This window comes from Streptomyces sp. NPDC057743 (assembly GCF_042798755.1).
Classification (GTDB): domain Bacteria; phylum Actinomycetota; class Actinomycetes; order Streptomycetales; family Streptomycetaceae; genus Streptomyces.
Genome location: NZ_JBHVJX010000043.1, coordinates 44,398 through 55,466 on the forward strand (window position 1 = coordinate 44,398; position 11,069 = coordinate 55,466).

The 11,069-nt window shown below is 73.2% G+C and carries 9 protein-coding genes; 2 read left to right on the top strand and 7 right to left on the bottom strand.

All coding sequences use genetic code 11. The features are described from left to right. Positions 1–49 precede the first annotated feature (49 nt). The 4 genes from ACFVFQ_RS33230 to ACFVFQ_RS33245 form a co-directional block, all read right to left on the bottom strand. On the bottom strand, positions 50–1,132 hold the full coding sequence (locus ACFVFQ_RS33230) for a hydrogenase expression protein HypE (protein WP_383423267.1): 1,083 nt from the start codon (positions 1,130–1,132) through the stop codon (positions 50–52). 156 nt (positions 1,133–1,288) lie between these two features. Further along, complete coding sequence (locus ACFVFQ_RS33235) at positions 1,289–1,990, bottom strand: DUF4232 domain-containing protein (RefSeq protein WP_383423272.1); 702 nt, start codon at positions 1,988–1,990, stop codon at positions 1,289–1,291. Between the two features lie 584 nt (positions 1,991–2,574). Then, positions 2,575–4,932 (bottom strand): MFS transporter, encoded by a 2,358-nt coding sequence (locus ACFVFQ_RS33240; protein WP_383423275.1) that lies wholly within the window; start codon positions 4,930–4,932, stop codon positions 2,575–2,577. Between the two features lie 562 nt (positions 4,933–5,494). Further along, the gene (locus ACFVFQ_RS33245; RefSeq protein WP_383423277.1) at positions 5,495–6,202 is read right to left on the bottom strand and encodes a ScbR family autoregulator-binding transcription factor; all 708 of its coding nucleotides are present in this window, start codon (positions 6,200–6,202) and stop codon (positions 5,495–5,497) included. Between the two features lie 172 nt (positions 6,203–6,374). Here ACFVFQ_RS33245 and ACFVFQ_RS33250 point away from each other — a divergent pair, with 172 nt between their 5' ends. After that, entirely contained in the window at positions 6,375–7,343 is a 969-nt protein-coding gene (locus ACFVFQ_RS33250; protein WP_383423279.1) for a ScbA/BarX family gamma-butyrolactone biosynthesis protein, read from the top strand. A gap of 189 nt (positions 7,344–7,532) precedes the next feature. Further along, the gene (locus ACFVFQ_RS33255; protein WP_383423281.1) at positions 7,533–8,297 is read left to right on the top strand and encodes an SDR family oxidoreductase; all 765 of its coding nucleotides are present in this window, start codon (positions 7,533–7,535) and stop codon (positions 8,295–8,297) included. A gap of 44 nt (positions 8,298–8,341) precedes the next feature. Here the strand turns inward: ACFVFQ_RS33255 and ACFVFQ_RS33260 are convergent, their stop codons facing one another. The 3 genes from ACFVFQ_RS33260 to ACFVFQ_RS33270 all read right to left on the bottom strand — a co-directional run bounded on the left by ACFVFQ_RS33260 (position 8,342) and on the right by ACFVFQ_RS33270 (position 10,706). Then, positions 8,342–8,851 carry a methylated-DNA--[protein]-cysteine S-methyltransferase gene (locus ACFVFQ_RS33260; protein ID WP_383423283.1) on the bottom strand — a complete coding sequence of 170 codons (510 nt, stop codon included), beginning with the start codon at positions 8,849–8,851 and terminating at the stop codon, positions 8,342–8,344. Continuing rightward, complete coding sequence (locus ACFVFQ_RS33265) at positions 8,848–10,335, bottom strand: bifunctional transcriptional activator/DNA repair enzyme AdaA (RefSeq protein ID WP_383423285.1); 1,488 nt, start codon at positions 10,333–10,335, stop codon at positions 8,848–8,850. Before ACFVFQ_RS33265 ends, ACFVFQ_RS33260 begins: the two co-directional genes overlap by 4 nt. Positions 10,336–10,478: 143 nt before the next feature. Beyond that, positions 10,479–10,706 (bottom strand): hypothetical protein, encoded by a 228-nt coding sequence (locus tag ACFVFQ_RS33270; RefSeq protein WP_274911865.1) that lies wholly within the window; start codon positions 10,704–10,706, stop codon positions 10,479–10,481. Positions 10,707–11,069 lie beyond the last annotated feature (363 nt).

An 11,069-nucleotide genomic window follows, 5' to 3' on the forward strand; every position in this document is an offset into this window, starting at 1 on the left:
CGCGTACCGGGATGGGTAACTGACGGAGCGTTGAGAAGAGGACCGGTCACTAGGGACGGCGGTAACCGGTGGTCAACTGCTCGCCGCGGTGGCGCCACTTGGGTTCGTGGTCAACGGTTCTGGCGGTGATGGAGCGCAGTCGGCGGACGAGCCCGCCGTAGGTCGCGCTGGCGGTGCTGGAGAGCTTGGCGCCGGGCGGCTCGTCCATGAACGGCATGAACTTGTCGGGGAAGCCGGGCATGGTGCAGGCGATACAGACACCGCCCACGTTGGGGCACCCGCCGATGCCGTCCATCCAACCCCGCTTGGGCACGTTGCATTTGACCACGGGGCCCCAGCAGCCGACCTTCACCAGGCACTTCGGTGAGTCGTAGGTGGTGGCGAACTGGCCCTGCTCGTAGTAGCCGGCCCGGTCGCAGCCCTCGTGCACGGTCTCGCCGAAGAGCCAGGTGGGTCGCAGCTGGTCGTCCAGCGGGATCATCGGGGCCGCGCCGGCCGCCTGGTAGAGCAGATAGACCAGGGTCTCGGCGAAGTTGTCCGGCTTGATGGGGCAGCCCGGGACGCACACGATCGGGATGCCGGCCTGGGACTTCCAGTCCCAGCCGAGGTAGTCGGGCACGCCCATCGCGCCGGTCGGATTGCCGGCCATGGCGTGGATGCCGCCGTAGGTGGCGCAGGTGCCGATGGCGACGACGGCGAGCGCCTTGGGGGCGAGCCGGTCGATCCACTCGCTGGTGGTGATGGGCTGCCCGGTCTCCGGGTCGTCACCGAAGCCGCACCAGTAGCCCTCGGGCTTGATGGTCTCGTTGGGGATGGACCCCTCGACGACGAGGACGAACGGGTCGATCTCGCCGCGTTCGCCCTTGAAGAACCACTCGATGAAGGTGTCCGCGCCCTGGGTGGGGCCGCATTCGAAGTCGATCAGCGGCCAGTGGACCTGGATCTTCGGCAGGCCGGGCAGGACGCTGAGCGCGATCTCCTCGATGCTCGGTTGGGTCGCCGCGGTGAGCGCCACTGAGTCGCCGTCGCAGCTCAGCCCGGCGTTGATCCAGAGGACGTGGATCGGGGGCTCGTCCGCGTCGCTGCGCGCGGGCGAGGGGGAGTCGGATGCGGCGGAGGGTGCGGCTTCCATGGCGGTGCGCCTCCTCGGGGAGGTGGTCGACGGAGGCGCTCGGCACGCCTTCCGCCCACCTTGGTAACACCACCCGGGAGCCGCGGAGAGCCGACGGGGGCCGTTCCGGTGACGCACCAGCACCGGAACGACCCCGCGGCCCGTGGAGGGTGGTTCTTAGGACGGCACCCCGGTGGTCAGCGTGGACACCGTGAAGGTGCCGCCGCACACCCGCAGGCCGCCGCTGCCGGTGGTCATGGACTCCTTGGAGCCGGGCGGGTAGACGAAGACGATCTGCGAGTTCGACCAGCAGGGGGTGTCCGAGACGCCCTCGTTCACCGTGTGCAGCAGGGCGTGCGCGCTCTGCCCGGGCTGGAGGCGGACGCTGCCGCCGGCGCCGCCCTCGCGGGTGGCGGGGGTGCCGACCGCCGAGCCGTCGCGCTGGATCAGCGAGACGCCCGGGAAGCCGCGCAGCGAGCACGCCTTCTTGCCCTTGTTGGTGAAGATCAGCGGGACCCGGATGTTGCCGGCCCCGATGTCGGTGCGGCCCAGGCGCAGCGACATGTTCGCCGCGGTGCAACGGTCCGAGTCCGTCATGGCCGAGGGGTTGGCCTGACTGGCGTTGGGGACGCCCTTGGCGCCGCCGGAGGGCTTGGGCGCGTTGGACGGCCGGGGCGAGTTGCCCGCGGTCTGCGCGGCGCCGCCGGCCGACGGCGTGCCGTTCGCGGTGGAGGTGGCGGGTGCGGCGGCCGACGAGGAGCGGGACGCGCTGTTGTCCGTGCCGTTCTGACAGGCGGAGAGCGTCAGCGCGGTGATGGCGATCAGCGATCCGGCGGCGACGCGGCGGCCGCGACCGAGGGTCTTGAAGGTGAGCGACATGAGTCCCCCTCGTCTGGTAGGTGGGTACCCTCGTAAAGGTGGGTGCGTACGGTCCGTCCGTTGCTCTTCCAGCGTGCTCCCGAGCACTGCCGGTCCGCTAACGAGGGACTAACACCCCGCTAACGAGGCCGCGCGCCCGGCGGGACGCTGCCCCGGTGGCCGGTGTGACCAGCCCGAACTCCGGTGCGCCGCCCAGGCTCGCAGAAATCCGCGCGGTTGCGGACGCGGCACTACGAGGTTCGGCCGTTTCAGCCTTCCTGCCCACCCGTCCCGGAAAACCGCTTCCGCCCCTGGTGTCCCGGGCCGTGGGCCCATGCCCCTGGTAAGTGCGCAGGGGCGGGCTCCGGGCGTCGGTGCTGATGGTGCGGTAGCGCGACCGGGGCGGACCGGGAGTCCGCACTCGACTGAAATCCCACCATAGGGTGTAGACGAGACGCTTTCCTTGACGCCGGGGTTGCACGGGAACCGTGTTTTTCGGCCGTGGGCGGGCGCGGTTGGGGAGGGGAACGAAGGGACAGTGACGGGCCGTCAGGTTCCCTGGCCGTCACCTTCCTTGGGCCCGTCGCCGGCGTGGGCGGTTCCGGTCAGTTTCCGACTGGGGGGTGGGTGAGGTCGAGGTCGAGGTGTGCGTCGGCGCCGTTGGGGAGGGATATGGCGGCGGCGTGGGGCGGGTATCCGGCCGCGGACAGGGTGTAGTGACGGGCGGTCAGGTCGGTGAAGGCGTAGGAACCGTCCGGGCCCGTGACGGTGTGGGCGACGACCGTGCCGTCTTCCAGGAGCGTGACCGAGGCGTCGGCGAGGGGGCGGCCGTTGGGGGCGTGGACCGTGCCGGCGACGGTGGCGCCGGGGCGCAGGCGGATCTCCCGGACGTGGGGAGCGCCGGGGCCGTCGCCGCGGGTCAACTGGGCGGTGCGGGCCGTCGGTTGGTGTCCCGGCGCGCTGAAGACGAGGGTGTAGTCGCCGTCCGGAAGGTGGGGGATGGTCCACTGGCCGTCGGTGTCGGTTGCCGTGGCGGTGGCCACGTCGCCCCGGGCGTCGGTGACGACGACGCTGGCGTCGGGCAGGGCGGTGCCGTGCGGGCCGCCGAGCAGGGTGCCGGAGAGGCGGCCGTGAGTGGCCGGCAGGACCAGGTCGGCGTCGGCCACCGTGCCCTCGCCGAAGTGCGTGGCAGAGGTGGCCTGTGGGGCGTGGCCGGGGGCGGCGGCGGTGAGGACGTAGGTGCCCGCGGTCGGGGCGGCGAGGGCGTAACTCCCGTCGGCCGCGGCCGTGGTGACGCCGGCCTGCTGTCCGTGCCGGTCGATGAGGGTGACGGTGGCGCCCGGGACCGGCTCGCCGGTGGCGTGCGTGACCCGGCCTCGGAAGCCGGCGGGGGCGGTGGGTTGGTCGACGTTCGCCGGCGCGTCGGTGGTGGGCGGCTCGGGGGTGGTGGGTGTCGGCTTGGCTTCGTCCGTGGGCTGCGGGCGGGGCGGGGTCTTGCGCGGGGAGGGCAGGAAGGCGGCCACGAGCACGCCGAGGGCGACCGCGGCGGTGGCGATCAGGAACGAGACCCGGAAGCCGGCCATCGTGGGGACCATGGCCGAGCCCAGCGGCCGGGACATGTGCGCCAGGACCATGCCGATCACGGCGCTGGAGACGGAGGTGCCGATGGAACGCATCAGCGTGTTCAGCCCGTTGGCCGCGCCGGTCTCGGAGGCGTCGACGGCGCCGACGATCAGCGCCGGCAGCGAGGAGTACGCCAGGCCGATGCCGGCGCCGACCACCACCGCGACGACGGCGGTCTGCCAGGGGGCCTGCATCAGGCCGATGCCGGCGCCGTACCCGATGCCGATGATCAGCATGCCGAGCAGCAGCGAGACCTTCGGGCCGCGGCGGGCGGCGATCCGGGCGTAGACCGGCGCGACGAGCATCATCGTCAGGCCCAGCGGTGCCACGCAGAGCCCGGCGACCACCATCGTCTGACCGAGGCCGTAGCCGGTCGACTTGGGCAGTTGGAGCAACTGCGGCAGCACCAGGGAGATGGCGTAGAACGCCACGCCGACCGTGATGGAGGCGAGGTTGGTGAGCAGCACCTCGCGGCGGGCGCTGGTGCGCAGGTCCACCAGCGGGTCGGCGATCCGCAGCTCCATCACGCCCCAGAGCAACAGGATCAGCGCGGCGGCCCCGAACAGGACGAGGGTGCGGGGTGAACCCCAGCCCCAGTCACTGCCCTTGGTGATCGGCAGCAACAGGGCGACGAGCCCGGCGGACAGGCCGAGGGCGCCGGCGACGTCGAAGCGGCCGGGCGCCCGGACCGGGGTCTCCGGGACGATGAGCAGGGTGAGCAGCATCGACAGCACGCCGAGCCCCGCGGCGGTGAAGAACAGCGCGTGCCAGTCGGCGTGTTGGGCCACCAGGGCCGCGCCGGGCACCGCGAGTCCGCCGCCGACGCCTATCGAGGAGCTCATCAGCGCCATGGCCGAGCCGAGCCGCTCCCTGGGGAGTTCGTCGCGCATCAGGCCGATGCCGAGGGGTATCGCGCCCATCGCGAAGCCCTGGAGCGCGCGGCCGACGATCATGACGACCAACTGGCTGGTGAATCCGCAGATCAGCGAGCCGATGACCATGACGCCGAGGCTGGCCAGCAGCATTCGCCGCTTGCCGTAGAGGTCGCCGAGGCGACCCATGATGGGGGTGGCGACGGCGCCGGCGAGGAGGGTGGCGGTCATGACCCAGGTGGCGTTGCTGGGCGCCGTGCCGAGCAGCGTCGGCAGGTCCTTGATGACCGGCACGAGCAGCGTCTGCATCACCGCGACGGTGATGCCGGCGAAGGCGAGGACGGGGACAACCCCGGCCTGCGCTCTGCGGGGTGCGCGGTGTCCGCCGCCGGAGCGCGGGGGATGCGGTGGCGCGGCGGCGGATTCCGCCGAACTCGCGGGGAGTTGGTCCGTCGTCGTCTGGGTCATGCGGGCGGCCTCCAGAGCGGCAGGAGCGAGCGGAGCGGGTGCGCCGTGCGCGACGGTGCGCGGCGCTCGGGCAGGGGGCGACCCCTTGATACGTGCATGACGAACGTGTCACCGCGAGGGGCTATTCCAAGACACCTCTGCGCGTCTCGCGCTTCGGGCGGTGATCTCGCTCACGCCCGCCGCTCTCGGCGGCCGCCCGTGCCAACTCCCGTGCACCGCACCGCCGATCGCTCCCGCCCTTGCGCAGGCCAACCGTGTGCGCCCGGCCGGCGACGCCCTCCTGGGCGCTCTCCTCGGCCCGCTCCCCTGCCCGTCCCCCGGCCCACGTCCGGGTCCGTCCGGCACGCCGTGCACCGCTCCTCCCCCGCCTCGTTTCGGACACTGGATCCAGTGAACCGCACGCCACTGACAATGCGTTCGCGCAGGGATCAAGAGTGGGTCAAAGGCGGAGCGCGGGCGCCGGCGCGCGCCGGGGACGGAACCGGCTTTCCGGTACACGGGGGGAGCTTCCGTTCCACAGCTCCGCACCCGGCGGAACCCCGCGCGCAGCGGGGAAGTCTCGCTACGGCGCCGCGTCCAGCAGGTGAGCGCCCGCCGCGTCCTCCACGCCCTCGGCGGCCTCGCGCGCCTCCCGGTGGCGCCGGAGTTCCGCGTCGAGGAGGGCGCCGCGCTCCGGGTCGAGTCTGAGTCTGGCGAGCATCGCGGGCACGGCGATGGTGGGCAGGGTGTGCTCGAAGAAGACGGCCAGCCGGTGGCAGAGGTCGTCCTGGTCGGTGAACGCCTTCGACATCATCTGGATGCCGGCGAAGGCCCCGACGAACAGCTCCGCGACGTCCCGCACGTTGACGCTCTCCAGGACCTCGCCGCGCGCCTTGGCCTCCTTGAGCAGGCCCTCAACGAACGACGTCCACGCGGACATTGACTGCCGGCGGTCGAGGCGGTTGGAGCCCTGCTCGATGGCCAGACGGGCGGCGCCGCGCTGGATCGCGTCGTCACGGAGCCGGTAGGCGAGGATCTGCCCCGCGTCCACGAATTCCTGGAGCTTGATCTGCTGCGGCCGCACGGCGATGTCCAACACCTGCTCGTGCAGCACGGCGAGGGCGAGTTCCTCCTTGGAGGAGAAGTGGAAGTACAGGGCGCCCTTCGTCACGCCCGCGCGCGCGAGGATCTCCGCGATGGTGGCGCGGTCGAAACCGGACTCGTCGAAGACCGACGCGGCGGCTTCCAAGATCACTCGCCGGGTCCTGATCGCGCGGTCCTGACGTGCCACAGAACGCCTCCCGTCTCTCAAAGGCTTGAGTCTCTCAGCAATTCGCTACGACTCAAGTTTCCTCCAGAACAGCGACTGCCCCGCACCTTGGCATCAGCATTGAAAAGAAAACCGGATGGTACGTATCTTAAACCGTGTCCGGAGCTCTTCGTCTTGATGCCTAGGGACTGTCATGAGCGACACGTTGCAGGTCAGCAGCACAGTTCGGCCCACGACCCGACGTCAGGCGCAGCCGGCCCGGAACCATCCCGCCGCGGAAACCCCCGTCCCCGGCGAACTCGTGCACCGCCCGCATCCGGAGGACGTGCTGATCACGTCCCGGCAGCGCCGGGACGGCAGCCGCTTCTCGCTCACCGGCCAATGGCCCCACAACCACGGGTACTTCACCCCCAGCCACGGCCGGCACCACCCCGTCCTCACCGGCGAGACCATCCGCCAGGCCGGGTTGCTGCTCTCGCACAGCGAGCTCGGCGTCCCCCTCGGCCACCACTTCATCCTCAGCGACCTCGTCTACACGACGGCCCCGGGGCACCTCGCCTCCAGGACCGCGCCGACCCCGCTGACCATCGACGTCACGTGCAGTGGCACCCGCATGCGGGCCGGTGCGCTGGCCAGCAGCCGGTTCGACATGACCATCCGCACGAGTGGTCAGGTCGTCGCCACCGGCCACTCCCACGTGAGTGTGACCTCGCCCGGTGTCTACCGCCGGATCCGCGGCGAGCGACTGCTGGCCCGGCCCGCCCCGGGCCCGCTCGCGCCGCCGGTGCCGCGGGAGTTGACCGGCAGCGCCAGCGACCGCGATGTGCTGCTCTCCCCCACCGGGGTGCCGGGCCGGTGGCTGCTGCGGATCGCGCCCGGGCACGCCACCGTCGTCAACCCGGCGAACGACCATGTCCCCGGGCTCTCGTTGCTCGACGCGGCGCAACAGGCCGCCCGCGCGCTGCTCGCGCCCGCCCGCTTCGTTCCGTACGCCTTCGGCACGCAGTTCCACCGGTACGCGGAACACGGCGCGCCCTGTGTGATCGAGGCACGCCGTATCCCGCCGACGCTTCCCGGAATCACGACGGTTGAGGTCGTCGGGGAGCAGCACGGGGAACCGGTTTTCGTATCGACCCTGACGGGGCTGGACGCCTACCACTGAGCGGGTGGGCCGGCACCGGTCCGGGCGGTCCGTCGCTCCCGTAGGAGAACGCATCAGGCATGCCCCATGGGCCTGAGCGCCTTCGCCCGGGAGACTGGCGCGCCGGGTGTTCCGTCGCGTACGGCCGGCGCCCCGCCCGGTCACGGTGGCACCCGCCGCCGTCAGCACAACGGAAGGCCGACAACGACCATGGGTGACCTCAACGGAATGACCGCGTTGGTGACGGGTGCCAGCCGTGGCGTCGGCCGCGGGATCGCCCTGCGTCTCGCCCGGGACGGCGCGCTGGTCGCCGTCCACTACGGGCGAAACGCCGACGCGGCCGGTGAGACCGTCGAGCGCATCCGGGGCGGCGGCGGCCGGGCGTTCCCGGTCGGCGCGGAGTTGGGGGTGCCGGGCGACGCCGAGGCACTGTTCGCCACCTTCGACGCCGAACTGGCCGCCGCCGGCGCGGAACCCGGCCTGGACATCCTGGTGAACAACGCGGCGATCAGCCTGCCGGGGCACATCGACGAGGTGACGCCGGAGGAGTTCGACCGGGTTCTCGCGGTCAACACCAAGGCGCCGTTCTTCCTCATCCAGCACGGTCTGCGGCGGATGCGGGACGGCGGGCGGATCGTCAACGTCTCGTCCGCCGTGACCAGTACCGCCTTCCCCTCGACGATCGCCTACGGGCTCTCCAAGGGGGCGCTCGACACCCTCACCCACACCCTCGCCAAGGACCTCGGCGCGCGCCGGATCACGGTGAACGCCGTCGCGCCCGGTTTCCTGGAAACCGATATAAACGCCGCGATGCGGTCAACCCCCGAGGCGCATGCGGCACTTGCGGCCATCTCGGTGTTCAACCGGCTCGGCCGGCCGGCCGATGTCGCGGACGTGGTCGCCTTCCTGGCCTCGGACGACGCGCGCTGGATCACCGGCCAACGGCTCGATGTGACCGGCGGCTCGATGCTCTGACGGCCGGCGCCGGGGCGGTCGCGCCCCGGGCCGCGACCGCCGCCTCAGGCGGCGCCCGGTACCGCCCCTTCGAGGTCCAGCAACTGCCGCTTCCGCTCCAGGCCGCCGGCGTAGCCGGTGAGCGAGCCGTCGGCGCCGATGACGCGGTGGCAGGGCCGGAGCACCAGCAGCGGGTTGGCGCCGATCGCCGTCCCGATGGCGCGGACGGCGGCGCGCGGCGCCCCGATGGCGGCGGCGATCGCCCCGTAGGTGGTCGTCGTGCCATACGGGATGGTCTCCAGCGCCGCCCAGACGCGCTGCTGGAAGTCGGTGCCGCGCGGGACGCATTCGAGGGTGAACGGGGCCGTCGCGCCCTCGAAGTAGGCGCCCAACTGCCGGGCGATGTCGGCGAAGGCGGCCGGGTCGTGCGTCCAGCCGTCCTGCACGACCGCCGCGCGCTTCTGGCCCGGCAGCGAGAGCGAGGCCAGCGCGGTGCCGCCGGGGGCGGTCGCCGATCGCTCGCCGACCAGCAGGAGTTCGCCCAGGGGGCTGTCGAGGGTGGCGTACAGGGTCATGCGGGGTCGTGCCCTTCTGTGGGGTTGCGGTGCCCTTCGGGGCAGCCGGCGGGCTCGGCGGCGTCGGCCGCCCAGAGGTGGTGGGTGGCGTACGAGCGCCAGGGGCTCCAGAGCACCGGGGCGCTGCCCGGGGCCGGGTCCGCGAGGAGGACGTCGGGGTCGCCGAGGGCCCGCATCCGGACGTAGCCGGCGGTGCGGGCGTCGACGCCGGGGAGCCCGCGGAGCGCGTGCTCGGCCCGGTCGCGGTCGGTCCCGGCGTCCAGGGTGACCTCGCCGGTGGCCAGCGCCTCGGCGAGGGCGCGCAGTGCGGCGGCCCCGGACTCGGACGGGCCGAGGTCGGCGAGCGGCGCCCGGGCGAGATCCTCGGCGCACGGGAAGAGGTGGGTGAGGGTGCCGGCGGGCCGGGCCAGCGGCTCCCCGTGCGCGGCGACCAGCGCCGCGCCCAGGGCGCGCCCGTCGGTGCTCCCGGCCCGGCCGCCGAGGACGGCGCGCAGCGCGAGCTCGTCCGGGTCCACGGTCCCCGGGGAGCGCAGCCCCGGGCGGGCGGCGACCAACGGGGCCAACGCCGGGTCCGCGCCGAGCCGTTCGCCGACCGCGTACGGGTCGGCGTCGAGGTCGAAGAGGCGACGCAGGCGCTGGGCGGCGGTGGTGAGGTCGCGCAGCTCGGCGAGGTGCAGCCGGCAGTCCAACCAGCCGTCGCCGGTGGCCTCGTCGACCTCGGCGATGCCGGCGCCGTTGGGCAGCCGCAGGGTGCGCCGGTACGTCCGCCGGCCGGGCTCCCCGACGACCTCTTCGATGCCGGCGAGCGCGCGCAGCGCCAGGTAGTCGAAGATCTGCCGCGCCGCGTACGGGCCGCGGAACGCCAGTCGCAGCGGCAGCACGCCGGGGGTCGCGGAGGGCGCGGCCGGGCCGGTGCGGGCGCCGGGTCCGGGGCGGACCGCGCGCAGGGTGCTCGGGGTGAGCGCGTAGATCTCCTTGATGGTGTCGTTGAACTGCCGGACGCTGGCGAACCCGGCGGCGAACGCGATCTCGGCGATCGGCAGGCCGGTGGTCTGGAGCAACACCCGTGCGGTGTGGGCTCGTTGGGCCCGGGCCAGGGCCGCGGGCCCGGCGCCGAGCTCGGCGGTGAGCTGCCGCTGCACCTGGCGGGCGCTGTAGCCGAGCCGGGACGCCAGCCCGGCGACACCCTCCCGGTCGACCACCCCGTCGCCGATCAGTCGCATGGCCCGCCCCACGACGTCGGCGCGGGCGTTCCACTCCGCGGAGCCCGGCACCGCGTCGGGGCGGCACCGCCGGCAGGCCCGGAAGCCGGAGCCCTGGGCGGCCGCGGCGGTCGGGAAGAAGGTGACGTTGTGCCGGCGGGGGGTGGTGGCGGGGCAGCTCGGCCGGCAGTAGATCCCCGTCGTCGACACCGCGAAGAAGAACGCCCCGTCGAACCTGGCGTCCCGGCTCCGCACCGCCTCGTATCTGCTGTCCTCGCTCATCACACCCCCTACTGTGCGCCATCCCGAGCCCGCCTTCTGGCGGAAATCGGACGCGACGCTGGTGGGGGGCCGGGGTGGCTGTGTACGGGACGCGCTGCGACGGCCCGGATACCGGGCGCGTACCGCAGTGGCCAGGCCGGGGGTCAGGCCGGCGGCATCGGCCAGTCGTCCAGGGAGCCGCCGCGCCATTCGACCAGGCGCGGGTCGTCCAGCGCGATGTCCTCGGCGGGGTCGGTGACCCCGGCGCGGCGGAGGAATTCGGCCACGTCGCCGCGGCCGTGCGCCAGGCCGACGATCTGCCCGTGCACGGTCACCCGACGACCACCGGACGGCGTCGGCGGGTGCACGATGACAGGCGGATGCTCGGACATGCCTCCAGCGTGCGACGGGCTCCGCGCGCTCGCATGTCGGCGGCGGCACGTCACCCGGACGGCTGGGCCGCGGCCCGGGTGGGACGGCGGCGCCGGTGGGGGCGGACGACGCGCCGGCGCCGCGGCCGCCGTGCGGCGGTCGCGGCGCCGGGGTCCGGTGCGGGTCGCGGTCGGGGGCCGCGCGGTCCGGGGCTCGGTAGCGGCCCGGGGTGGCGGCCACTGGCCAACCGGGCTGGGCGCGTGGCCCGTTGGCCAACTGCCCCTACTACTTAGCTTGTTTTTTAAGCTGTGCGCCGTGGTTTCGTACCGACTTTGTGGTGGGTTGGGCGGCTGTATGCCTGGCCCGTAGCAAGTGCTCTTCCC

What these genes read in the sequence shown, in the direction of transcription:
- ACFVFQ_RS33230 (WP_383423267.1), bottom strand. Translation starts at nt 1,132, where the DNA reads ATGGAAGCCGCACCCTCCGCCGCATCCGACTCCCCCTCGCCCGCGCGC.
- ACFVFQ_RS33235 (WP_383423272.1), bottom strand. Translation starts at nt 1,990, where the DNA reads ATGTCGCTCACCTTCAAGACCCTCGGTCGCGGCCGCCGCGTCGCCGCC.
- ACFVFQ_RS33240 (WP_383423275.1), bottom strand. Translation starts at nt 4,932, where the DNA reads ATGACCCAGACGACGACGGACCAACTCCCCGCGAGTTCGGCGGAATCC.
- ACFVFQ_RS33250 (WP_383423279.1), top strand. Translation starts at nt 6,375, where the DNA reads ATGAGCGACACGTTGCAGGTCAGCAGCACAGTTCGGCCCACGACCCGA.
- ACFVFQ_RS33255 (WP_383423281.1), top strand. Translation starts at nt 7,533, where the DNA reads ATGGGTGACCTCAACGGAATGACCGCGTTGGTGACGGGTGCCAGCCGT.
- ACFVFQ_RS33260 (WP_383423283.1), bottom strand. Translation starts at nt 8,851, where the DNA reads ATGACCCTGTACGCCACCCTCGACAGCCCCCTGGGCGAACTCCTGCTG.
- ACFVFQ_RS33265 (WP_383423285.1), bottom strand. Translation starts at nt 10,335, where the DNA reads ATGAGCGAGGACAGCAGATACGAGGCGGTGCGGAGCCGGGACGCCAGG.
- ACFVFQ_RS33270 (WP_274911865.1), bottom strand. Translation starts at nt 10,706, where the DNA reads ATGTCCGAGCATCCGCCTGTCATCGTGCACCCGCCGACGCCGTCCGGT.